The sequence below is a fragment of the Pseudomonas halotolerans genome (assembly GCF_039581215.1).
In the GTDB taxonomy this organism is placed as follows: Bacteria; Pseudomonadota; Gammaproteobacteria; order Pseudomonadales; family Pseudomonadaceae; genus Aquipseudomonas; species Aquipseudomonas tehranensis.
The window spans coordinates 18,628-42,133 of record NZ_JBCNTJ010000016.1; the positions used below are offsets into that span (position 1 = coordinate 18,628).

Below are 23,506 nucleotides of genomic sequence, written 5' to 3' on the forward strand. Positions count from 1 at the left end.
TGGCGCAGCTATTGAAGTGAACCTATTCCCCTGTGGGAGCGAGCCTGCTCGCGATGACTGAGTCACAGCCGACATCGATGTCGTCTGGCCCACCGCTATCGCGAGCAGGCTCGCTCCCACAAGGGGTTTTAGATTCCTTCAGTCGCTACGTCAGCGCCCTCCAGTTCAGCGTTGTTCGATTGGCACGAACTTGCGCTGTTCGACGCCGGTGTATTCGGCGCTCGGTCGGATGATGCGGTTGTTGGCACGTTGTTCGAACACGTGGGCGGCCCAGCCGGTCAGGCGCGAGCAGACGAAGATCGGCGTGAACAGCTTGGTCGGGATGCCCATGAAGTGGTACGCCGAGGCATGGTAGAAATCGGCGTTGGGAAACAGTTTTTTCTGCTCCCACATGGTCTTGTCGATGGCCTCGGAAACCGGGAACAGCACCGTGTCACCCACCTCGTCGGCAAGTTTTTTCGACCAGCCCTTGATCACCTCGTTGCGCGGGTCGTTGTCCTTATAGATCGCGTGGCCGAAGCCCATGATCTTGTCCTTGCGCTCGAGCATTCCCAGGGTGCCTTTGATCGCCTCGTCCGGCGACTTGAAGCGCTCGATCATCTCCATCGCCGCTTCGTTGGCCCCACCATGCAACGGGCCGCGTAGCGAACCGATGGCAGCCGTGATGCAGGAAAACAGGTCAGACAGGGTCGAGGCACACACCCGCGCGGTGAAGGTTGAGGCGTTGAACTCGTGCTCGGCATACAGAATCAGCGAAACGTTCATCACCTTGACGTGCAGCTCGCTGGGCTTCTTGCCATGCAGCAGGTGCAGGAAATGGCCGCCGATGGAGGTTTCGTCGGTCACACACTCGATGCGCAGGCCTTCGTGGCTGAAGCGATACCAGTAGCACATGATCGCTGGGAACGCGGCCAACAGGCGGTCGGTCTTGTCATGCTGTTCGGAGAAACTCTGCTCCGGCTCCAGGTTGCCCAGGAACGAGCAGCCGGTGCGCATCACGTCCATTGGGTGGGCGTCGGCGGGAATGCGCTCCAGCACCTCTTTCAAGGCCTGGGGCAAGTCCCGCAATTGGCTCAGCTTGCCTGTGTAGGCGTCCAGTTGCGCCTGGGTCGGCAACTCACCGTACAGCAGCAGGTAAGCCACTTCTTCAAATTGCGCATCAGCCGCCAGCTCGCGAACGTCATAGCCGCGATAGGTCAGGCCGGCACCCGACTGGCCTACGGTGGACAGTGCGGTTTGCCCGGCCACCTGGCCACGGAGCCCGGCGCCACTGAGTACTTTTGCTTCGGCCATTTGCTGTCTCCCGTTTTTAGATTTGTAGAGAATGGAGGGAAAGATCGCAGCCTCGTTGCACTCGGCAGCTCCTACAGGGCGTTGCTCGGCAATGTAGGAGCTGTCGAGCGAAGCGAGGCTGCGATCTCTTCATTTCTTTGACGCAAACAACGCATCGAGCTTCTGCTCGAAGGTGTGGTAGTCGATGCGATCGTAAAGCTCCATGCGAGTCTGCATGGTGTCGATGACGTTCTGTTGCGTGCCGTCGCGGCGGATCGCCGTGTAGACGTTCTCGGCCGCTTTGTTCATGGCGCGGAACGCCGACAGCGGGTACAGCACCAGGGATACGTCGGCGCCCGCCAGTTGTTCGGTGGTGTACAGCGGTGTCGCGCCGAATTCCGTGATGTTGGCCAGGATCGGCGCTTTCACGCGGCTGGCGAACAGCTTGTACATCTCAAGTTCGGTAATGGCTTCCGGGAAGATCATGTCGGCGCCGGCCTCGATGCATGCGGCGGCACGGTCCAGGGCCGATTCCAAGCCCTCCACGGCCAGCGCATCGGTACGGGCCATGATCACGAAGCTGTCATCGGTGCGCGCGTCGACGGCGGCTTTGATGCGGTCGACCATTTCCTGTTGCGAGACGATCTCTTTGTTCGGACGGTGGCCGCAGCGCTTGGCGCCGACCTGGTCTTCAATATGAATGGCCGCCGCGCCGAACTTGATCATCGACTTGACCGTGCGAGCCACGTTGAACGCCGAGGAGCCAAACCCGGTGTCCACGTCCACCAGCAACGGCAGGTCGCAGACGTCGGTGATGCGGCGCACATCGGTCAGCACGTCATCCAGGCCGGTGATGCCCAGGTCCGGCACGCCGAGGGAGCCGGCCGCCACGCCGCCGCCCGACAGGTAGATCGCCTTGAAACCGGCGCGTTTGGCCAGCAGCGCGTGGTTGGCGTTGATCGTGCCCACCACTTGCAGCGGATGCTCATTGGCGACCGCATCGCGAAAACGCTGGCCTGGAGTGCTGTTGCTCATGACTCACCTCGTTCAGTGGCGGCGCTGTCCTGAAAATGACGCGCGATGTTGCGTTTGGAAGCGCCGATGTGTCGGCGCATCAATAATTCAGCCAGTTCACCGTCACGGTCGGCGATGGCATCAAGAATTCTGTGGTGCTCGGCAAAGGCCTGGCGCGGACGGTTGGGCGTAGTGGAAAACTGGATGCGGTACATGCGCACCAATTGATACAGCTCGCCGCAGAGCATTTGCGTCAGCGTGCGGTTGCCGCTGCCCTGGATGATCCGGTAATGGAAGTCGAAGTCGCCTTCCTGCTGGTAATAACCGACACCCGCCTGGAACGCCGCGTCACGCTCATGGGTTTCCAGGACCCTACGCAACTCATCGATTTCCTCCAGGGTCATTCGCTCGGCCGCCAGACGGCAGGCCATACCCTCCAGGGACTCGCGGATTTCGTAGAGCTCCAGCAATTCGGCATGGCTCAAGGACACCACCCTGGCGCCCACATGAGGCACCCGCACCAGCAGGCGCTGGCCTTCCAGGCGATGGATGGCCTCGCGTAGCGGGCCGCGACTGATGCCATAGGTGCGTGCCAGTTCGGGCTCGGAAATCTTGCTGCCAGGGGCAATATCGCCCCGCACGATGGCGGCCTGGATACGCCGGAAGACGTTCTCGGAAAGAGTTTCCGATTCTTCCTGGGGCAGGACTGGGGATTCCAGCTGATCGAGCATATTGTCGACACCTTCCAAATCTATGAGGCAAAAACTAACCAATCAACACCAATACGTCAAAGACAAATTCGATATTGTCGACAATCGTCTAATGAGCGCCCCTGACCTAACCGGGTACGTCGGATAATCGGTAGCGTCCGGACGGCGGTGGCGTCAGAAAAACACCGTGCTAGAATGCCGCCGCCATTTGCCGCTCTGCTTCTATTAGAGAAGGCACCCCAGGGAGCTTGTGCAGTAATGCCAGGGCCTGAACCGACGAACGGAACACTGTGCATCAGGATTTATGACACTCAAGCCCTTATCTGCTGTCCTTTGCTTCATGTGCCTGCCGGGGCTTGCCCTGGCGGGTGAAAAAACCGTGTACGGCCTCAATGAATACGCCGCCCTGCAGGGCATCGACCTGGAAGTGGCCGCCAAGCTGGACACCGGCGCCAAAACCGCTTCGCTCAGCGCCCGGGACATCAAGCGCTTCAAACGCGATGGCGAATCCTGGGTGCGCTTTTACCTGGCCATCGACGCGGCGCATTCGCATCCCATCGAACGTCCGCTGGCACGGGTCAGCAAGATCAAACGCCGCGCCGGTGACTATGACCCCGAAGAAGGCAAGAACTACACGGCTCGGCCGGTCATCGAGCTGGACATCTGCATGGGCTCGGCCCTGCGCAGCATCGAAGTAAACCTCACCGACCGCAGTGCTTTCCAATACCCGCTACTGATTGGCTCCGAAGCCCTCAAACGCTTCGACGCGCTGGTCGACCCCAGTCTCAAATACGCTGCCGGCAAACCCGCCTGCGCCAATGCCGCTCAAACCGCAGAGTAATCCCAATGCGCGCTCTTACCCTCCATTTGAAAATGCTGATCGCCATCCTGGTGGTGCTGGGTCTGTCGGTGACGGCCTATCAGATTTTCGTGCTCGGCATCCCCGTGACCGAAGACGCCACCGACGACTTGTGGAACATCGATGCCAAGATCGAGTTCGTCCCCAATGCCAAGGATCCGGTGAAGATCCAGATGTTCGTGCCGCCCTTGAGCATGGACTATGTGAGCCTCAACGAGAGCTTCATTTCCAACAACTACGGTGTGGCGGTGAACCGGGTGGACGGTAACCGCAAGGTCACGTGGTCGGCCCGACGGGCCAAGGGCAACCAGACGCTGTATTACCGCCTGGTGTTGACCAAACGCTACACCTCGGAAAAATCCAAGATCAAGGGCCCGACCTTCCGCGACAGCATCGCCGTCGAGGGCCCCGAGAAACTGGCCGCCGAAGCCCTGCTCGCGCCGATCCGCCAGCACTCGGCCGACGTCGAGACCTTCATCAGCGAAGCGATCAAACGGGTCAACAACCCCAACGACGACAACGTCAAGCTGCTGCTGGCTGGCGATCCGTCCACGGCCAGCAAAGCGAGAGTCGTCGAGCTGGTGCTGTCCATCGCCCACGTGCCGGTGGAGAAGGTCCACACCATCCGCCTGATCGCCGAACAACCGCAGTCGCCTGAACTGTGGCTGCGCAGTTTCAACGGCACCGACTGGCTGTATTTCAACCCGGACACCGGCGAGCGGGGCCTGCCCAGCGACCGCCTGCTGTGGTGGACCGGTGATGAGAACCTGATCACCGTCGATGGCGGTAAAAAAGCCAACGTCACGTTCACCATGAACAACAGCGAAATGAATGCCATTCGCCTGGCCAAGCTGACGGACGAAAACACCGACGCCAACTTCCTCGAATACTCGCTCTACGGCTTGCCGCTGCAAACCCAGCAAACGTTCATGATCATGGTGATGATCCCGATCGGCGTGCTGGTGATTCTGGTGCTGCGCAACCTGATCGGTCTACAGACCCTGGGCACGTTCACACCGGTGTTGATCGCCCTGGCCTTTCGCGAAACCCAGTTGGGCTTCGGGATCATCCTGTTCACGGTCATTACGGCGCTGGGCCTGTCACTGCGCTCCTACCTGGAACATCTCAAGCTGCAAATGCTGCCAAGGCTTTCGGTGGTGCTGACCTTCGTGGTGGTGCTGATCGCCGCCATCAGTCTGTTCAGCCATAAGCTGGGCCTGGAACGCGGGCTGTCGGTCGCGCTGTTCCCGATGGTGATTCTGACCATGACCATCGAACGCCTGTCCATCACCTGGGAAGAACGCGGCGCCAGCCACGCCATGAAGGTGGCCATCGGCACCCTGTTCGCCGCCGCCCTGGCGCACCTGATCATGAGCGTGCCGGAACTGATCTACTTCGTGTTCACCTTCCCGGCCATCCTGCTGATTCTGGTAGGTTTCATGCTGGCCATGGGTCGCTACCGCGGCTACCGCCTGACCGAGCTGGTGCGGTTCAAGGCCTTCCTCAAGGCTGACTCATAATGTTCGGCCTGTGGAAGACCTGGAAGGCCCTGGAGGCCCGGGGCATCATGGGCATCAACCGGCGTAACGCCGACTATGTGCTCAAATACAACAAGCGCAGCCTGTACCCGATCGTCGATGACAAAATCATCACCAAGGAACGGGCCATCGCTGCCGGTATCCATGTGCCGGAGCTGTACGGGGTGATCTCCACCGAGAAGGAAATCGAGAAGCTCGACGAGATCATCGGCGGGCGAACCGACTTCGTGATCAAGCCGGCCCAGGGCGCGGGTGGCGACGGCATCATCGTCATTGCCGACCGTTTTGAGGGCCGCTATCGCACGGTGTCCGGCAAGATCATCAGCCATGAAGAAATCGAACACCATGTGTCCAGCATCCTCACCGGCCTGTATTCCCTGGGTGGCCACCGTGACCGGGCGCTGATCGAATATCGCGTGACGCCGGACCAGATCTTCAAGAGCATCAGCTATGAAGGCGTGCCGGACATTCGCATCATCGTCCTGATGGGCTATCCGGTGATGGCCATGCTGCGCTTGCCGACCCGCCAGTCCGGCGGCAAGGCTAACCTGCACCAGGGTGCTATCGGTGTGGGTGTCGACCTTGCCACCGGCTTGACCCTGCGCGGCACCTGGCTGAACAACATCATCACCAAACACCCGGACACCACCAACGCGGTGGACGGCGTGCAACTGCCCTACTGGGACGGCTTCATGAAACTGGCCGCCGGTTGCTACGAACTGTGCGGGCTGGGCTACATCGGCGTGGACATGGTACTGGACCAGGAAAAAGGCCCATTGATTCTGGAACTCAACGCCCGACCGGGTCTGAACATCCAGATCGCCAACGACTGCGGCCTGACCTTGCGCACCCATGCGGTGGAAGCCCGCCTGGAAGAACTCCAGGCCCGTGGCGTTGTGGAAACCGTCGAGGAGCGCGTGGCGTTTGCCCAGGAGTTGTTTGGGCATATTCCGCCCGTTGAGGGTTGAGGGCCGCCGTCCCCCGTGGCGAGGGAGCTTGCTCCCGCTGGGGCGCGAAGCGCCCCCCAAAACCAGGCCCCTGGTGCATCAGGCTGAGCGCGTTCAACTGCCCTGGGGGTTGCTTCGCAACCCAGCGGGAGCAAGCTCCCTCGCCACGCGGGCTCGTTGAGCCTTAAGACGTGTTCAATACCGACATCCCTCTAGGAGCAAATCCTACAGAGGGATTACAATCGCCACCCCGCCTGAAAGGCCGATCCACCCCGCCCATGCCAACCTGCTCCGTACACCCGCTGCCCTACCGTGCCAACCCCGCCGAGTATTTCGCGGTGATCCGTCATGCCCCAGGCAGTGTGCTGCTCGACAGTGGCCGGCCGAGTGCCGAACGCGGGCGCTATGATTTGCTCAGTGCCTGGCCGCTGGAGCATCTGGCGGTACTGCCAGACGAGAGCGGTGCCGATTTCCTGCAACGCCTGCGCATTCATCTGACGCAGCTGGGTCGTGCTGTACTGCCGGCCTCGGTGCAATTGCCCTTCGCTGGCGGCCTGATCGGCTACCTGAGCTACGACTTCGGCCGACATCTGGAAACCCTGCCGTCCCACGCCAAGGACGATCTGCAGTTGCCCGACGCGCGGTTCGGTGTGTACGACTGGGCACTGGTCACCGACCATCAGGCCGGGACCAGCCAGTTGGTGTTTCACCCTCACTGTACCGACAGCGAACGCCAGCGCCTGATGGCGCTCTTCAGCCAGCCGACCTCAGCGCCTGTAACCGCCTTCAGCCTTGAAGCGCCGATGGCGCCCGACCTCAATAGCGATGCCTATCGGCAAGCGTTCGAACGGATCCAGGCGTATATCCAGGCCGGCGACTGCTATCAGGTCAACTTTGCCCAGCGCTTCCGTGCCCCATGTCAGGGTGATGCCTGGGCCGCCTACCAGGCACTGCGGGCGGCTTGCCCGACGCCGTTTTCCGGCTTCCAGAGCTTGCCCGATGGCGGCGCGGTGCTGAGTCTGTCGCCGGAACGTTTCGTCAAGGTCAGCGAAGGCCATGTGGAAACCCGCCCGATCAAGGGCACCCGCCCACGCGGCGCAACCCCTGACGAAGACGCCGCTCAGGCCGCCGAGCTGCTGGCCAGCCCCAAGGACCGGGCGGAAAACCTGATGATTGTCGATCTGTTGCGCAACGACCTGGGCCGCACCTGCCGCATCGGCTCGGTGCGCGTGCCGGAGTTGTTCAGCCTGGAAAGCTATCCCAACGTCCACCATCTGGTCAGCAGCGTGACCGGCGAGCTGGCCGACGCCAAGGATGCCCTGGACTTGATCGCGGGCAGCTTTCCCGGCGGCTCGATCACCGGCGCACCGAAGATCCGCGCCATGCAGATCATCGACGAACTCGAACCGACCCGGCGCGGGCTCTACTGCGGCTCGTTGCTGTACCTGGATGTACGCGGGGAGATGGACAGTTCCATCGCCATTCGCAGCCTGCTGGTCAAGGATGGGCAAGTGTGTTGCTGGGGCGGCGGCGGGATTGTCGCGGATTCGGATTGGCAGGCCGAGTATCAGGAGTCGATTACCAAGGTTCGGGTCTTGCTCGAAACTTTGCAGAACCTCTAAAAGCATCGCGGGCAAGCCTTGCTCCCACAGGCTGCGTGCCATCCCCCTGTGGGAGCAAGGCTTGCCCGCGATGACAAGTGTCAGTCAACATCAATACTGGCTGAGGCACCGCTTTCGCGAGCAAGCCCGCTCCCACAGGTCTTGCGACAGTCTTACAGGCTCAGGCTGCGGCTCGAAGCCTTGAGGAACTCCTGCTTGAGCTCGGCAAAACTGTGCACTGCCGGGAATTGCGGGAACTCCTGGATCACATTGTCCGGTGCATGGAACAGAATCCCGGCATCGGCCTCACCCAGCATCGTCGTGTCATTGTAGGAATCCCCCGCCGCAATCACCCGGTAGTACAGGCTCTTGAAGGCCAATACCGACTGGCGCTTGGGATCTTTCTGACGCAGTTGGTAGCCGGTTACCCGCCCGCTGTCATCGGTAATCAGACGATGGCAGAGCAACGTCGGGAAACCCAACTGACGCATCAACGGCTGGGAAAATTCGTAGAAGGTGTCGGACAGAATCACCACCTGGAAGCGCTCGCGCAGCCAGTCGACGAACTCGATGGCGCCGTCCAGCGGCTTGAGGGTGGCGATGACTTCCTGGATATCGGCGAGCTTGAGGCCATGCTCATCGAGGATGCGCAACCGTTGCTTCATCAGCACGTCGTAGTCGGGGATGTCCCGCGTGGTTGCCCTGAGGGATTGAATACCGGTTTTTTCAGCGAAGGCGATCCAGATTTCCGGGACCAGCACGCCTTCCAGGTCGAGACAGGCAATTTCCACAAGACACTCCCATTTTTTTTAATGTTTATCGGTTGAGCTAACAAAAGGACTGCCGACTCTAGCCATTCGCCGATGCCTGCGCAACGCACAGGAACGCGCCAGCCCCGACAGCTTTTGTTACCATCAGCCCCATATAGAGCGCCCAGCGCCACCGACCTGTAGGAAGCCGCCCTGATGAGCCCATCGTTTGACGTCGTGGAACTCGCCACGACCTATGCCAACAAGTCCCCCCAGGACATCCTCAAACTGGCCTTCGCCGAATTTGGCGATGACCTGTGGATATCGTTCAGCGGCGCCGAAGACGTGGTGCTGGTGGACATGGCCTGGAAGCTGAACAAGAACGTCAAGGTGTTCAGCCTCGACACTGGTCGCCTGCACCCTGAAACCTATCGGTTCATCGAGCAGGTGCGCGAGCACTACAAGATCGATATCGAACTGATCTCGCCGGACCCTGCGAAACTCGAGCCTTTCGTGAAGGAAAAAGGCCTGTTCAGTTTCTACAAGGACGGTCACGGTGAGTGCTGCGGCATTCGCAAGATCGAGCCACTGCGGCGCAAACTGTCCGATGTCCGCGCCTGGGCCACCGGCCAGCGTCGCGATCAGAGCCCCGGCACCCGCAGCCAGGTAGCCGTGCTGGAAATCGACACAGCGTTTTCCACCCCGGAGCGCACCCTGTACAAATTCAACCCGCTGTCGCAGATGACCAGCGAAGAAGTCTGGGGCTACATCCGCATGCTGGAGTTGCCCTACAACAGCCTGCATGAACGCGGCTTCATCAGCATCGGCTGCGAACCCTGCACCCGCCCAGTGCTGCCGAACCAGCACGAACGCGAAGGCCGCTGGTGGTGGGAAGAAGCCACGCAGAAAGAATGCGGGCTGCACGCCGGCAATATCATCACTAAAACCAAGGCGCTGTAGAGCCGCCACTGCCCTGTACACAAAAATGTCACCGCAGGTGCCATTTTTGTGTGCAGTTAGTCTCCTAATGCCCTGAAAAGTTACACGTCGATTCCCCTTCCTGTTAGCCCCTTCCTTTCCAACGCCCAGCCTGAAAAATAAATACCTGTTCAAATGGTCAAATTTTAACGGCTATTTTTCAGTCACTTATTGATAAAACCTTACAAACACAAAATAGGCACTCGAAAAACCGTTTAAGTAACTGGCATAAATCTGGCTTTAGTCGACAAGTGTTTTGTATACAACCTAAATAAAACATACACACACTTTTAGATCCGCAAGCCTGAAGCGCCCTATCCCGTACAGGCTGCAGATGCCCCGTAACCAATGATGCTCGCCCCGCCGCGACGAAGATTTGTCGAGCCCTGCGCTCATGCACAGTCATCGCGGCAGCGAGAATCAGGAGCCTGCCGGAATGCGTACAAGTCTCTCCAATAACATCGCGCTGGATCTGCCCTCCTCACCCACTGCCGTTGATGACGCCCCCGCCGCTACGCTGACCTTGAGTCCAAGGCTGCACAACAAAGACCTGGCGCCGACCAAGGCCGAGGGTCGGCGCTGGGGTCGCTACAGCATCTTTGCCCTGTGGACCAACGACGTACACAACATCGCCAACTATTCCTTTGCCATTGGTCTGTATGCCCTGGGCCTCGGTGGCTGGCAGATTCTGTTGTCCCTGGGGATCGGTGCAGCATTGGTCTATGGCTTTATGAACCTGTCCGGCTACATGGGGCAGAAAACCGGAGTGCCGTTCCCGGTGATCAGCCGGATCAGTTTCGGTATTCACGGCGCGCAGATTCCTGCATTGATCAGGGCCGTTATCGCCATCGCCTGGTTCGGCATTCAGACCTATCTGGCGTCCGTGGTTTTACGCGTGCTGCTGGTCGCAATACACCCCGGCTTCGCCGACTACGACCGCGACGCGATCCTGGGCCTGTCGAGCCTGGGCTGGGTGTGTTTCGTGGCGATCTGGTTCGTGCAACTGATGATCCTGGCCTACGGCATGGAGATGGTGCGACGCTACGAAGGTTTTGCCGGGCCAGTGATTCTGGTCACTGTCGCAGCCCTGGCCGGCTGGATGTACACCCAGGCCGGCGCAACCATTGCCTGGTCGATCCGCGAGCCACTGACCGGCGGCGAAATGTGGCGCAACATCTTTGCCGGCGGAGCGCTGTGGCTGGCGATCTACGGCACGTTGGTGCTCAACTTCTGCGATTTCGCTCGCTCCTCGCCGTGTCGCCGGACCATCGTCGTGGGCAATTTCTGGGGGCTGCCGGTCAATATTTTGGTGTTTGCCGGGATCACCGTTTTGCTTTGCGGTGCGCAATTCCAGATCAACGGGCAAATCATCGAAAGCCCGACCCAGGTCATCGCCTCGATCCCCAACACCTTTTTCCTGGTGCTCGGCTGCCTGGCATTTTTGATTGTGACTGTGGCGGTGAACATCATGGCCAACTTTGTCGCCCCGGCCTTTGTACTCAGCAACCTGGCGCCCAAGTACCTGACCTTCCGCCGCGCTGGGTTGATCAGCGCCGCCATTGCCGTGCTGATCCTGCCGTGGAATCTCTACAACAGCCCGCTGGTGATTGTGTATTTCCTTTCCGGCCTCGGCGCCCTGCTCGGACCCTTGTACGGCGTCATCATGGTCGACTACTGGCTCTTGCGAAAAGGCTGTATCAACGTGCCGCAGTTGTACAGCGAAGACCCCAATGGCGCGTATTACTACAGCAACGGGGTTAACCTGCGTGCCGTGGCGGCGTTTATTCCGGCAGCGCTGATCGCGATTGTCCTGGCGCTGGTGCCCGGTTTCGACAGCGTTTCCCCATTCTCCTGGCTGATTGGCGCTTCGATTGCAGGGCTGCTGTACCTGATTATCGCCAAGCGGCAGCCCTTTTACGAAGACGTCAGCGGTGAGTCCATCGCCGTGGATAACGTCAGTCATTGATGATTCAAAACGGCTCACTCGGTGCAGGCCGCTTACTTACTCTGCGTTAAGGAGGTCAGCTCATGCGAATTCTTGTGGTCAACGTCAACACCACCGACTCCATCACCCAGGCCATCGCCCGGCAGGCCCAGGCCGTGGCCGCGCCGGGCACCGAGATCGTCGGGCTCACACCCTACTTCGGCGCCGACTCCATCGAAGGCAATTTCGAAAGCTACCTGGCCGCCATCGCGGTGATGGACCGGGTGATGGCCTACGATCAACCGTTTGATGCGGTGATCCAGGCCGGTTACGGCGAACATGGGCGCGAAGGCTTGCAGGAACTGCTCAATGTACCGGTGGTGGACATCACCGACGCGGGCGCCAGCACCGCGATGTTCCTGGGCCATGCCTATTCGGTGGTCACCACCCTGGACCGCACCGTGCCGCTGATCGAAGACCGCCTCAAGCTCTCCGGCCTGTTCGCTCGCTGCGCCTCGGTACGCGCCAGTGGCCTGGCAGTGCTGGAGCTTGAGCAAGACCCGCAACGGGCGGTCGAGGCCATCGTGCAACAGGCAGAACTGGCGGTCAGTCAGGACAAGGCCGAAGTGATCTGCCTGGGTTGCGGTGGCATGGCCGGGCTCGATGAGCAGATCCGCCAGCGCACTGGGGTGCCGGTGGTCGATGGTGTGACGGCGGCGGTGACCATTGCCGAATCCCTGGTGCGGTTGGGCTTGACCACCTCGAAAGTGCGCACCTATGCCACGCCTCGGCCCAAGACCATCATCGGTTGGCCGGGGCGGTTTGGGCGGTGAGTTCACAGCACTAGAGCGCATCGCCCCCATCGCGAGCAGGCTCGCTCCCACACTGGTTTTTACGGCGACCACATATTTTGCGACAGCCAAAAACCTTGTGGGAGCGAGCCTGCTCGCGATGGGACCAACTCGGTCCAAAGCCAAACTCAAACCGCACTGAATCGCTCCGCCAACCCCTGTTCGGCAAACCGCTCGATGATGAAATCCACAAACGCCCGGGTCTTGCCCGGCAATAGTTTGTGCTCGGCGTAGTAGATGGAAATGTTGCCATCGTCGACGTACCAATCCGGCAGCACCCGCTGCAACGCCCCCGATTGCAGATAAGGAACCGCCACCGGCATGCTCACCAGGCCGATGCCCAGCCCTTGGATGGCGGCGGCGCAGTCGGCTTCAGAGTCACTCATGGTCATGCGGGCCTTGAGCATAAGCGGGCTGTGCTGTCGTGCGCGGCTGGTCAGTTGCCAGGAACGGATACGCCCGGTCTGGGGTGAACGGATCAGGATGCCCTGATGGTGCGCCAGGTCTTCCGGTTCAATCACCGGCGCATGGCTTCGTACGTAGTCCTTCGAGGCAACCAATACGCGATGAGCCACGGCCAGTTTGCGCGCCACCACCCCCTGGGGCAGTTCGAAACCGCCGCCAATGGCCGCATCGAAACCTTGGCCGATCAGGTCCACCTGACGGTTATCGAAATGCCAATCCGGATTGATTGCCGGATAGCGCTGCAAAAACTCCCCCAGCAACGGCACCACATACAGTCGCCCGAACGCCGTGCCCATGCTCACTTTCAAGGTGCCAGCCGGCTGCCCGCCAACGCTGGCCAGATTGGCGACAGCGTTCTGGATCGTATTGAAACTGGTGCCGACTTCTGTGAGGAATAGCTGACCGGCTTCGGTCAGCGTCAGGCGACGGGTACTGCGCTGGAACAGGCGCACCCCCAACCGCGCTTCGAGCTTGGCCACGTTTTTACCCACTGCCGCTGGGGTCACGCTCAAGCGGCGCGCAGCCTCGGCAAAGCTGCCGACTTCGGCGCTGCGCACAAAGCATTCGATACTGCTGAAGGTTTCCATAAAGACCACTCTAAACTTTTGGTATACACAGACTGTATCTATAAGCCTCTACACAGCCCATCGCCAAATCCCGATACTCGCGCCATCAACCCACGTTTGGAGAACATCATGAGCACTCAACTGAGCGGTAAAGTCGCCTTGATCCAGGGCGGTTCCCGCGGCATTGGCGCCGCCATCGTCAAGCGCCTGGCAGCGGAAGGCGCCGCAGTGGCCTTCACCTACGTCAGCTCGGCGGCCAAGTCCGAAGAACTGCAGAACAGTATCATCGCAGCCGGCGGCAAGGCCCTGGCGATCAAGGCCGACAGCGCCGACGCAGAGGCCATCCGCAACGCCGTCAATGCCACCGTCGACGCCTTTGGCCGGCTGGACATCCTGGTCAACAATGCTGGTGTACTGGCGATGGCGCCGCTGGACGAGTTCAAGCTCGAGGATTTTGACCAGACCCTGGCCGTCAACGTGCGCAGCGTATTCATCGCGACCCAGGCAGCGGCTCGGCACATGGGTGAAGGTGGACGAGTCATCAACATCGGCAGCACCAACGCCGACCGCATGCCCTTCACCGGCGGTGCCGCCTATGCCATGAGCAAGTCCGCACTGGTGGGCCTGACCAAAGGCCTGGCTCGCGACCTCGGCCCGCGCGGCATCACCGTCAACAACGTGCAGCCCGGCCCGGTGGACACCGACATGAACCCGGCCGACGGTGATTTCGCCGCCAGCCTGATGGCGTTGATGGCGATCGGCCGTTACGGCACCGTCGACGAGATCGCCAGTTTCGTCGCCTACCTGGCAGGCCCGCAAGCGGCTTACATCACTGGCGCCAGCCTGACCATCGATGGGGGGTTCGGCGCCTGATTCAGGCCATAAAAAAACGCCGGTCATGGGTAAAACCATGACCGGCGTTCTGCTGTGACGCGATGTGTCGTCAGGCCCACTCCAGCTCTGGCAAACCGCACAGGCTCGGCTGGAAGATTTTCAGGGAGCGGATGATCGCGTCGGCATGCGCGTATTTTTCGTCGGCCATGGCCGAATCCGGAATGGCAATGGCGGTCATGCCCGCCGCTTTCGCCGCGGTCACACCGAACGGTGAGTCTTCGAACACCAGGCAATCGCGAGGTGCAACGCCCAGGCGACGGGCTGCGGTGAGGAAGATATCCGGTGCCGGTTTCGCCGCGCCGACCTCCGGGTCATCGGCGGTGACGATGAAATCGAACAGCGCGAACCAGTCCCGGTGCAGCGTGGTTTTGAGCGCAAACGACTGGCTCGACGAACTGGTGCCCACCGCAATCGGAACATCATGGGCTTTCAAATGCCGCACCAGTTCTTCAGCGCCAGGCATCGCCAGGGCGTGAGGGAAGCGTTCACGCATCAAGGGCTCGCGGATCACCAGGAATTCTTCCGGGGTGATCGGCAATTCCAGCGCCTGAACGACATAACGGGCCAGATCCCCGGCCCCGCGTCCGATGATGTTCTGCTTGACGCTCCAGTCAAACGTGCGCCCGTAACGCTCGGCGATGATGGAGGTCACCTCGGTGTAAATACCCTCGGTGTCCAGCAAAAGCCCATCCATGTCGAAAATCACAGCCTTGATCGGGCCAAACTCTTGCAGCGGTGTTTTCATCGCATCTGATCCGTTATCAACACAAGGTTCCAGGGATGGCTCAGATTTGGCCAGGCAACGTGTTCGCCTTAAAGGATTCAGCAGGATAACGAGAGAGGCTTGGCAGAGGCAACGGTAAATCTGGGTGGACGACGACGGTGGCGAGGGAGCTTGCTCCCCTCGCCATCACAAAGATCAGGTTAAGTTGATGGGCGATGCGTTATTGGCTCGAACCACTGGAACCACTCGAGCCGCCGTCACCTGAGCCAGCACCGCTGTCGGTAGTTCCGGCCCCCGTTCCGCTACTGGAAGCATCGCCGCCCATGGAGCTGCCACCGCTCATTGAGCCGCTGCCGGTACCTGGGCTGGTGCTGCTGCCGGTGGCATCACCACCATTACCGCCTTGCACCGAGCCAGGCGGCAAGGCATTGGCGTTATCCCCCGTATTGGAGCCGGCCTCCATTTCGGTGGAAGGTGGCATCCCGCCCTTATCTACCGGGGGATTGCCGCTTGTAGACTGTGCAAAAGCTGCCACGGAGCTGATCGACAGAATCCCGGCCAAGGTCAGCGCGGCCATATTTGATTTCATCATGGTGAGTCTCCTTTTCAAGGTACCTACCTGATGTGTGGCAATCGTGCCTTGCCAATGGTGCCGATGAATCGACGGGCGGAACCGGCAATCAGCTCGGCTCACCGGAGGCATCTTTACCGGCGATGTCCGGGTCGTCCGGGCTCGTCTCGATGCCCTCATCCTCACTGGGCACTTGCTCTACTCCGGCTTCGTCGTCTGGCGGCCGCTGGTCCCGGCTCAGGGAGTCGGTTGGCGAGGGCAGCGGGTATTCCGGGGTTTCATCGTCGTCAGGGACAGGCGAGTCGGCAGTCATGGCAACCTCCTGATGACGGGACAACACGTCATGCAGTTTTGCGAACAGGGACGGTCGGTTTGAGCGACTTCAATCGTAGGACTCATCCTCAATCTCAGCGTCTTCAACCTCTTCACCCTCGATCAAGGGCACCTGGGCGTCGTCCATCAGCGAGCCAGGGTCTTCATTGCCCGGATCATTGACGAAAGGAACGCCCGACGGGCCTTTTTCTTCCGTACCTTCGGTTTCCGGCGTCATGACTCACCTCGCAATTGCTGATGGATGTATGAATTCGAGGTGCAGAGGGGGGAAACGTTCCGGATAAATAACCCCGCAAAGAAAACGCCCGACACCCTGTGGCGAGGGAGCTTGCTCCCGCTGGGTGGCGCAGCCGCCCCAACACTGTGAGCAGACCAGCCGCCCCCCCCTGGAGAACAAAAAACCCGGCTCAAGGCCGGGTCTTTCTCATCCAAACATCAGCTTAACGATGCTTGTTCTTATGCTTGTTCTTGTGTTTGTGCTTCTTGCCGCCAGAGTGACCATCGTTGTCATTGGACAAGTTGCTACCCAGCGCACCACCGGCCGCGCCGCCAATGCCCGCGCCGATGGTGGAACCGGTGGAGCCGCCCAGGCTGTTACCCACAATCGAACCGCCGGCCGATCCCAAACCACCACCAATGGCCGCTTCCGTACGGCTGCCCTTACGAGCCCCCACCGCACTGCCGGCCGCACCCCCGACACCGGCACCGATCGCCGCGCCTGTGCTGCCGCCCATCTGTTGGCCGACCACATTACCCAACGCACCGCCCAGACCACCGCCAACCGCAGCAGTGCCGTCGCCGGCGGCTAACGCGCCCTGAGCAACCGCAAGCCCAAGCACCAACGTGGACAAAATCAAACGCATGATAGAAACCTCAAAATGCCGCATCAGGGAAAGATGGCCGGTGCGCGCGGGCGTCAGTCTACGCCAGATAGCGTTGGGCCATATCACTTGGACAGCAAACGGGGGGGTAGTTTTATGACAGGCAAAAAAAAGCCCGCTGGGGAAACGGGCAGGTATTGCGGTACTGCTTTCTAACGGATGAGCCAAGATTACGCGTGCGGTTGTGAAAGAAACGTGAAAGAAACCGTTGCTGGAAAAAAGATGGAAAAATATTTATGCCAGAGGCTGGAAGGGTGTCGTGGCGAGAGGGCTTGCTCCCGCTCGGCTGAGTAGCAGGCGCTAGTACCTGCCAGGGGTATTATTCGAGGGTGGGGGCTGCTACGCAGCCCAGCGGGAGCAAGCTCCCTCGCCACGATGACGGGGCTGCACGTATTGAGTTATGACGTTATTTTCTGACCGGGACCCTGGGCAAAAACTTGGCTTTTTCCCCTCGCGGCACTTTGGACACCTTGGTCCTGATGGATTTGATCGGTTCGTCGCCAAAGTCTGCTCTATAGGCCGATTGACCACACTGCAGACCTTCATTGATTGGATATGCGGCTCCGTTATCCTCGCTGTACGGTGCTCCCATCGCCTTTCCCCTTTTCGTCGAGGCCCACACCGGCAACAACTCGTTGCCTGAAAAATATCGGCCTTCACGACTTTCAGACTAGTCGGTCATCAACGGACTGATGATTCAGGCAAGCGATTGGCCGACGAATGGAGTGGCGTGATTTGCGTAATGCCAGCTTTATTCAATCCGCCCCACCATCGTGCGGCTTAAAATCCGAGCAAGCTGATCGGCCGAATAGGGCTTGGATAGAAACTCGAAATCCTCATGGCCACGATGGGCCAGCTCCTCGCTGTAACCCGAGGTCAGAACCACCGGCAGATCCGGGCGGCGGCGGCGCAGAGCCTTGGCCAGGGCAATACCGCTGATGCCGGGCATGACGACGTCGGAGAATATTGCGTCGAACGCCATCGCATCCGGGCCAACCATGTCCAGTGCCTCCTCGGCGTTGGTGGCCCAGGCCGTTTCGTAGCCCAGATCCTGCAGGATCTGATTGGCAAAGCGCCCGACCTCCAGGTTGTCCTCCACGATCAACACCCGACGCTTGCCGTTTTCCAGCAGCAAGGGCGCGGTTTCCTCGCGGATAGGTTCATGAACTTCTTCAGGCTCGACTTCCGGCAGGTACAAGGTAAACACCGTGCCCTCCCCAACCACGGTCGACACATCCACGTTGCCGCCAGACTGTTTGGCAAAGCCGAACACTTGGGACAAGCCCAGCCCGGTGCCCTTGCCCACGTCCTTGGTGGTAAAGAACGGCTCGAAAATATGCTCCAGGACTTCTGCCGTAATACCGGTGCCGGTGTCCGCCAGGGCAATCGCGGCAAAAGACTGCCCGGCCCCCGCGTGACCACGGATCGGCGGCATGCCAGCGCCGCCAATGAGCCGCAGCGACAGTGTGCCTTGCCCGTCCATGGCATCCCTGGCATTGAGGGCCATATTGATCAGGGCCGTTTCAAACTGACTCAAGTCAGCGCGGATGTAACAAGGTCGATCGCTCAACTCAACCTTGACCTGAATCCGCGCCCCCGTAACGGTTTGCAGCATGTCACCGAGGCTTTGCACCTGCTTGCGCACATCGATGACCTGCGGTTTCAACGGCTGACGCCGGGCGAAGGCGAGCAACTGGCTGGTCAGCTTGGCGGCACGCTCCACCGTCTCGGAAACCGCCGTCATGTAGCGTTTGCGACGCTCATCAGACAGGTTGGGCATGCGCAGAAAGTCGACGGAGGAACGAATGATCGTCAGCAGGTTGTTGAAGTCGTGGGCCACGCCGCCGGTGAGCTGGCCAATGGCTTCAAGTTTCTGCGATTGGCGCAACGCCGCTTCGGTCTGTTTCAGGCGCGCGGTGCGTTCCTCGACCCGCTCTTCCAGCGTCGCGTTCAGCTCCGCCAGGGCCGCCAGGCCCTGACGCACAGCGGCGTCCGCCCGGGTGCGCTCGATGTGCGCCCAGGATCGCTCAGTCACTTCCATCAGCAGCGCCAGATCGTTGCTGGACCAGACCCGCGGCGTTTTATCGTGGATGGCCATCAATGCGGTCAAACGTCCGTTCTTGATCAGCGGAACGCAAATGGTCGCGGCGATACCGATCGCCTGGAACGTCGCCGCTTCCTCGGGCGCCAGCTCCTTGAGGTTATCGTTGACCACCAGTGGCTTGCCGGCCCTTAGGTTGGCAACCGCCAGCCGACCGAAATCCGCCAGCCGGTAATGCCCGACAATACTGGGTGAACCCGCCCGGGCCCAATCACCGCGAATGGTGAAGCCATCCTCGTCTTCATCCATATCCGCATAGGCGCAATTGGACAGGTTCAGGTGCGCCGCCAGAATCCGCGTGGTGGTGGCCATGATGGCCTGCGGCTCGGTGGCATTGGCCACGGCATTGCCAATGGCATCCAGCACCGCCAGGCGCTGGGTCATGAACACCGTCGAAGTGGTCTCGGTGACGGTGTCCAGCATGCCCACCACCTTGCCGAACTGATCACGGATGGGGCTGTAGCAGAACGTGAAATACGCCTGTTCCAGGCCGCCGCCACGCTCGATGATCAGGGGAAAATTCTCGATGTAAGTCGCCTGCCCCTCGAAGGCCGCCTGCACAATCGGGCCGATGTCGCTCCAGACTTCCTTCCACACTTCATCAAAGCGCCGGCCCAGGGCTTGGGGTTTATTGCCGAGGATGGGCACGAAGGCATCGTTGTACAACGTGATCAGGTCCGGCCCCCATATGATGGCTTGGGGAAAATGCGAGGCGAGGCTCAGCGCTACGGTGGTCTTCAGCACATCGGGCCACTGCTTCGGCGGCCCGAGCGGGCTGGCCTCCCAGTCATGGCCGCGCACCCTTTCAGCCATCTCTCCATAGCTTTGCAGCCAGTCTGTCATTGCGATCGATCCTTCTCAGCCGCCAATACAATCAGGGGTAGCGCTTGTGACCCCAAGCCGGACCGTATTATCCCGCGCCGGGTGGGAATGCGCGATTGGATTGTGGGGCGTGTAGGGCTGGAACGGGGGGGTGAAGAGTAAAAATGGGCAATGAGACTACGGCGGAATCCTACATAGGATTAGGAAATCCCTTCCCAATCAATCCGTTGCGTAGTCTGCGTGGTGGAGTTCATAGTCTTGCGGTCCCCAGATACCTTGATCTGGCGACTCAATAGAAGAGGCAATCTCGCGTTGATGGAGAATAGTGCAGGAGTTCAGAGCGGCCTCGAAGACGGGAATGCTGCAGCAGACAAATTTCATGATGATTTTGCAACTAGGTGCTTACAAATCCTGGCAGGTACCGAAGACTTGTTTCTATACCAAAACAGCAGTGCCACAGATCTGCGCCAGGTAATGCCAGAAGTGAGCCTTGGGACAAAACTCATAAGTGTCGTCGCCGAAAAACATTACGTCGATACCGAGGTTTACACGTTCCGCACGGGGGGATCGAACGGTCACTACTTTTCTGTAATGGTGACACCTGTCCAAGTTTGGATCGACGTGAGTTTGGTTGATCCCGGGCGAGGAGGTAACGGTATCTACGCTGCGGTAGGCGCCTTTGCTGCGAATACGAAACGGGAATTTATTGGTGATCCTGAGGGGCTTTCAGACATCGCCATACGCCGACGGACTGACGCGATGCTTTCATCTGCCTTGAAACGAGGGACGACTAGCCACATTAGGCCGCATCAACGCCAGATTGATGGTGATGAACGGATAGGCATCCCGTCGATCAAATGGATAGACGATGATACTATCGGCAATATCCAACGTATGATTGAAACAGCATATGAATCCTTAGCCTTCTACGTGCCGGAGGTACGAAATGCTCGCTACGACTTCGAAAGTAAAACCTTCCGCGACGCTGCTGGCGGACAGCTTCTGGATGAAGATTTGGCAGAGTGGAGCTTTGAGCATCCAGGAAGCCGAAAGGCGGGCGCTGGGCTCGCAACGTTTAAAAGAGGCTTACTCGTCGGTACCCTTCTACGCCAAGAAGGCAGCTCGAGATTCGCAGTTCTGGAGCAAATTTTACGCGAGCCGCGTGAATTCGTAGAGAACGGTCATCTCACAGGGATTTTCTATTAACAATAATGAAAATCTCGCCTCATTCCTTCCCCGGCTGCGCCCGTAGCTACTGCTCCTCCCCTCCATGTCATTTACCCACCAGAAGACGTAAGTGATAGCTCTGGTGAGTTGTAGGACATACAGCTCGAGCGCTGACAACTAAGGCACCGTCCTACATATGATTGGGAATCCTCTTCCCTATCAATCCCTTGCGTATTTTTTGTGGTGACGACTATAGTCTGGGCGTCGCCCCAAATGGCGACCGGGTTTGGCGACTCGATTGACACAAGTGCAACGGTGCTTTCTGCTGTGGCAGGAGCACCCTTGTGCTCACAGAACTGCTTTATGGCAGCTGTGCACGGGAGACCTTCGGGTCTGCCGGCTCCTTGTGTCTCCGGTTCGCCAACCTGTGTACAGCTGTCACCCTTCGTTTGGCGACGAAGTGTGACAGTTCACTCATGACACAAGGATTTGATATGAACCAATACATGAGCCTTACCAGCAACGCCGACGACCAACCCCTCTACGTCGATACCCGCGCCCCGCTACACATCCTGCTCGATGCAGCCGCCTACCGAATCCGTGCCGCTACTCAGTTCCTTGAGAACTTTGCGATGCGTGATGAACAGAGCGTCGACCCTGCGACCCTGCAGGATTTGGCACAGCTTTGCTGCATTCCGCTGCGTGACGGTTGCGACGTGATGGATGTGATCGCCAGGCGGCTGGAGGCGGCGCCGGCGGGCACCACGCTTTAAAGCGTCAGAAACCACAACAAGGCTGCCCGCCCCATCGGCGGGCAGCCTGCAGGCTTCAGGACTTCGTCAGCGGATCGCTGATCCCCAGCAGATAAAAACCAATCATGCCGATGGTACCGGCCAGGACGATGTAGTACAGCGTGGGCAGCATGGTCTTGCGCAGGGTGATGCCTTCGCGACCCAGTAGGCCGACTGTCGCCGATGCCGCCACCACGTTGTGGATGGCGATCATGTTACCGGCCGCTGCGCCCACCGATTGCAACGCCACCATCAGCGCGCCAGAGATGCCCAACAGTTGCGCGGTGTTGAACTGGAACTGCGCCAGCATCAGGTTGGAGACGGTGTTGGAGCCGGCAATGAATGCGCCCAGTGCGCCCACCGCAGGGGCGAAGAACGGGTACACGCTGCCAACGCTGTCTGCGACCAGCCGCGCCATTGCCACCGGCATCGACACCAGGTCCGATCCGTTCACCCCTGAGTTGATCAGGATACGCACCATGGGGATGGTGAAGATCAACACGAAACCGGCGCCCAGCAAGGTTTTGCTCGATTCGCTCACGGCCGCGACCAGTTCGCTGACGCGCATGCGGTGCAGGAAGAATGTCATCAGCGCAACTACGCAGAGCAAGCCACCCGGCAGGTAGAGCAATTCCAGGCTGGCGGATACGCCCGTCTCACCCAGAATGTCTTTGGCACCGAAGCTCAGTGACAGCAGCCAGGCCTTGAGCGGTGGAATGTTGCGCGACAGCACCAACAGCACGGCCAGCAGCACATAGGGTGCCCAGGCCAGGGGGACGGAAATCGCTTTCTTGCCGGCCATGTCGTCGAGTTTCATCTCGATGGAGCCCATCCACTCGACAGGCCACTCGCTGGCCGGGGCAAAATCCCAGGTGGTCTTGGGCAACAGGAAGCGGGCTTTGGCCGCCGGGATCACAATGCTCAGGCCCACCAGGGCACCGATCATCGAGGGGAATTCCGGGCCGAGGAACACCCCAGCGGCCGCGTACGGAATAACGAAGGCCAGGCCGGTGAAGATCGCAAACGGCGCCATGACCAGACCTTCGCGCCAGGATTGGTTCTTGCCGAAGAAGCGGGTCATGATGCTGATCATGATCAGCGGCATGAGAATCCCGCAAAGGGCATGGATGATCGCCACCCGCGAGACGATCAGCTGGAAAAACACCTCCCAGTTGCTGCCCACAGCAGCCAGTTGCGTACCGAGACCGGTCTGGTCAAGACCAGCCGTGACCCCGACCACCATGGGTGTGCCGACAGCGCCGAAAGACACTGGCGTGGACTGCACCAGCATGCCGAGCACCACGGCGGCCATGGCCGGGAAGCCCAACGCAACCATCAACGGCGCGACGACCGCCGCCGGTGTACCAAAGCCCGAGGCGCCCTCGATGAAACAGCCGAACAGCCAGGCCACGATCAGCGCCTGGACCCGACGGTCCGGGCTGATATTGGCAAAGCCGCGGCGTATGGAACTGATGCCGCCGGAATGCTTGAGGGTGTTGAGCAATAGAATGGCACCGAACACAATCCACAGGATCGCCGCCGTGAGCACCAGGCCCTGCAGCGAGGACGCCAGGACCCGGTTCAACGTCATGTCCCAGGCCCCAAGGCCGATCAGCGCCGTCAGTACGAAGACCACCGGCATGGCGTATTTGGCTGGCCAGCGAAAGCCAATCAGTAACACGCCCGCCAGTACCAGCGGCACGAAGGCCAGGATGGACAGCAGTGTTTGACTCATGGTTTTGGTTCCT

General features: G+C 60.0%; 22 protein-coding genes. 10 read left to right on the forward strand and 12 right to left on the reverse strand.

Features of this window, described 5'->3' with window-relative positions; all coding sequences use genetic code 11:
* Positions 1 to 165: 165 nt before the first annotated feature.
* The 3 genes from prpC to AAIS01_RS20115 form a co-directional block, all read right to left on the reverse strand.
* Positions 166 to 1,293, reverse strand: a complete 1,128-nt coding sequence (prpC, locus tag AAIS01_RS20105) for a bifunctional 2-methylcitrate synthase/citrate synthase (protein ID WP_343470404.1) — start codon at positions 1,291 to 1,293, stop codon at positions 166 to 168.
* Between the two features lie 129 nt (positions 1,294 to 1,422).
* Positions 1,423 to 2,307: a methylisocitrate lyase gene (prpB, locus tag AAIS01_RS20110; RefSeq protein WP_343470405.1), complete on the reverse strand. Its 885-nt coding sequence runs from the start codon at positions 2,305 to 2,307 to the stop codon at positions 1,423 to 1,425.
* Entirely contained in the window at positions 2,304 to 3,017 is a 714-nt protein-coding gene (locus AAIS01_RS20115) for a GntR family transcriptional regulator (protein WP_092399895.1), read from the reverse strand. The genes prpB and AAIS01_RS20115 overlap by 4 nt, the downstream gene beginning before the upstream one ends.
* Positions 3,018 to 3,300: 283 nt before the next feature.
* On the opposite strand from AAIS01_RS20115, the gene rloA reads away from it, so the two are divergent.
* From rloA to pabB, 4 genes are all read left to right on the forward strand, one after another.
* Positions 3,301 to 3,837 carry a retropepsin-like aspartic peptidase RloA gene (gene rloA, locus AAIS01_RS20120; protein WP_092399897.1) on the forward strand — a complete coding sequence of 179 codons (537 nt, stop codon included), beginning with the start codon at positions 3,301 to 3,303 and terminating at the stop codon, positions 3,835 to 3,837.
* Between the two features lie 5 nt (positions 3,838 to 3,842).
* Complete coding sequence (gene rloB / locus AAIS01_RS20125; RefSeq protein ID WP_343470406.1) at positions 3,843 to 5,375, forward strand: osmotic stress tolerance membrane protein RloB; 1,533 nt, start codon at positions 3,843 to 3,845, stop codon at positions 5,373 to 5,375.
* Positions 5,375 to 6,361 carry an alpha-L-glutamate ligase-like protein gene (locus tag AAIS01_RS20130; RefSeq protein WP_343470407.1) on the forward strand — a complete coding sequence of 329 codons (987 nt, stop codon included), beginning with the start codon at positions 5,375 to 5,377 and terminating at the stop codon, positions 6,359 to 6,361. Before rloB ends, AAIS01_RS20130 begins: the two co-directional genes overlap by 1 nt.
* Before the next feature lie 257 nt (positions 6,362 to 6,618).
* Entirely contained in the window at positions 6,619 to 7,962 is a 1,344-nt protein-coding gene (pabB, locus tag AAIS01_RS20135) for an aminodeoxychorismate synthase component I (RefSeq protein ID WP_343470408.1), read from the forward strand.
* Positions 7,963 to 8,114: 152 nt separating this feature from the next.
* Here the strand turns inward: pabB and thrH are convergent, their stop codons facing one another.
* On the reverse strand, positions 8,115 to 8,732 hold the full coding sequence (gene thrH / locus AAIS01_RS20140) for a bifunctional phosphoserine phosphatase/homoserine phosphotransferase ThrH (RefSeq protein WP_343470409.1): 618 nt from the start codon (positions 8,730 to 8,732) through the stop codon (positions 8,115 to 8,117).
* Between the two features lie 174 nt (positions 8,733 to 8,906).
* Between thrH and AAIS01_RS20145 the strand changes: the two genes are divergently transcribed.
* The 3 genes from AAIS01_RS20145 to AAIS01_RS20155 all read left to right on the forward strand — a co-directional run bounded on the left by AAIS01_RS20145 (position 8,907) and on the right by AAIS01_RS20155 (position 12,425).
* Positions 8,907 to 9,650, forward strand: a complete 744-nt coding sequence (locus AAIS01_RS20145; protein WP_288912120.1) for a phosphoadenylyl-sulfate reductase — start codon at positions 8,907 to 8,909, stop codon at positions 9,648 to 9,650.
* A 454-nt stretch (positions 9,651 to 10,104) separates the two neighbouring features.
* Positions 10,105 to 11,634 (forward strand): NCS1 family nucleobase:cation symporter-1, encoded by a 1,530-nt coding sequence (locus AAIS01_RS20150; protein WP_343470410.1) that lies wholly within the window; start codon positions 10,105 to 10,107, stop codon positions 11,632 to 11,634.
* A gap of 62 nt (positions 11,635 to 11,696) precedes the next feature.
* Positions 11,697 to 12,425 (forward strand): aspartate/glutamate racemase family protein, encoded by a 729-nt coding sequence (locus AAIS01_RS20155; protein ID WP_092399909.1) that lies wholly within the window; start codon positions 11,697 to 11,699, stop codon positions 12,423 to 12,425.
* Positions 12,426 to 12,571: 146 nt separating this feature from the next.
* Here the strand turns inward: AAIS01_RS20155 and AAIS01_RS20160 are convergent, their stop codons facing one another.
* Positions 12,572 to 13,495, reverse strand: coding sequence for a LysR family transcriptional regulator (locus tag AAIS01_RS20160; RefSeq protein ID WP_343470411.1), 924 nt, complete (start codon positions 13,493 to 13,495; stop codon positions 12,572 to 12,574).
* Positions 13,496 to 13,603: 108 nt separating this feature from the next.
* On the opposite strand from AAIS01_RS20160, the gene AAIS01_RS20165 reads away from it, so the two are divergent.
* Positions 13,604 to 14,347, forward strand: coding sequence for a 3-oxoacyl-ACP reductase family protein (locus AAIS01_RS20165; RefSeq protein WP_343470412.1), 744 nt, complete (start codon positions 13,604 to 13,606; stop codon positions 14,345 to 14,347).
* 70 nt (positions 14,348 to 14,417) lie between these two features.
* Here the strand turns inward: AAIS01_RS20165 and AAIS01_RS20170 are convergent, their stop codons facing one another.
* From AAIS01_RS20170 to AAIS01_RS20200, 6 genes are all read right to left on the reverse strand, one after another.
* Positions 14,418 to 15,113 carry an HAD-IA family hydrolase gene (locus AAIS01_RS20170; protein WP_343470413.1) on the reverse strand — a complete coding sequence of 232 codons (696 nt, stop codon included), beginning with the start codon at positions 15,111 to 15,113 and terminating at the stop codon, positions 14,418 to 14,420.
* Positions 15,114 to 15,312: 199 nt separating this feature from the next.
* Positions 15,313 to 15,684: a hypothetical protein gene (locus AAIS01_RS20175; RefSeq protein ID WP_343470414.1), complete on the reverse strand. Its 372-nt coding sequence runs from the start codon at positions 15,682 to 15,684 to the stop codon at positions 15,313 to 15,315.
* Positions 15,685 to 15,772: 88 nt separating this feature from the next.
* Complete coding sequence (locus tag AAIS01_RS20180) at positions 15,773 to 15,976, reverse strand: hypothetical protein (protein ID WP_343470415.1); 204 nt, start codon at positions 15,974 to 15,976, stop codon at positions 15,773 to 15,775.
* A gap of 69 nt (positions 15,977 to 16,045) precedes the next feature.
* Positions 16,046 to 16,213, reverse strand: a complete 168-nt coding sequence (locus AAIS01_RS20185) for a hypothetical protein (protein WP_171061338.1) — start codon at positions 16,211 to 16,213, stop codon at positions 16,046 to 16,048.
* A 223-nt stretch (positions 16,214 to 16,436) separates the two neighbouring features.
* A complete protein-coding gene (locus AAIS01_RS20190; RefSeq protein ID WP_343470416.1) occupies positions 16,437 to 16,859 on the reverse strand; it encodes a glycine zipper domain-containing protein in 423 nt (140 codons plus the stop codon).
* A gap of 769 nt (positions 16,860 to 17,628) precedes the next feature.
* Positions 17,629 to 19,821 carry a response regulator gene (locus AAIS01_RS20200; protein ID WP_343470417.1) on the reverse strand — a complete coding sequence of 731 codons (2,193 nt, stop codon included), beginning with the start codon at positions 19,819 to 19,821 and terminating at the stop codon, positions 17,629 to 17,631.
* Between the two features lie 237 nt (positions 19,822 to 20,058).
* Here AAIS01_RS20200 and AAIS01_RS20205 point away from each other — a divergent pair, with 237 nt between their 5' ends.
* Together AAIS01_RS20205 and AAIS01_RS20210 are read left to right on the forward strand one after the other, a co-directional pair.
* Positions 20,059 to 21,006, forward strand: a complete 948-nt coding sequence (locus AAIS01_RS20205) for a hypothetical protein (protein ID WP_343470419.1) — start codon at positions 20,059 to 20,061, stop codon at positions 21,004 to 21,006.
* Between the two features lie 455 nt (positions 21,007 to 21,461).
* Entirely contained in the window at positions 21,462 to 21,740 is a 279-nt protein-coding gene (locus AAIS01_RS20210) for a short-chain dehydrogenase (protein ID WP_343470420.1), read from the forward strand.
* 55 nt (positions 21,741 to 21,795) lie between these two features.
* Here the strand turns inward: AAIS01_RS20210 and AAIS01_RS20215 are convergent, their stop codons facing one another.
* Complete coding sequence (locus AAIS01_RS20215; RefSeq protein WP_343470421.1) at positions 21,796 to 23,493, reverse strand: L-lactate permease; 1,698 nt, start codon at positions 23,491 to 23,493, stop codon at positions 21,796 to 21,798.
* Positions 23,494 to 23,506: the final 13 nt, after the last annotated feature.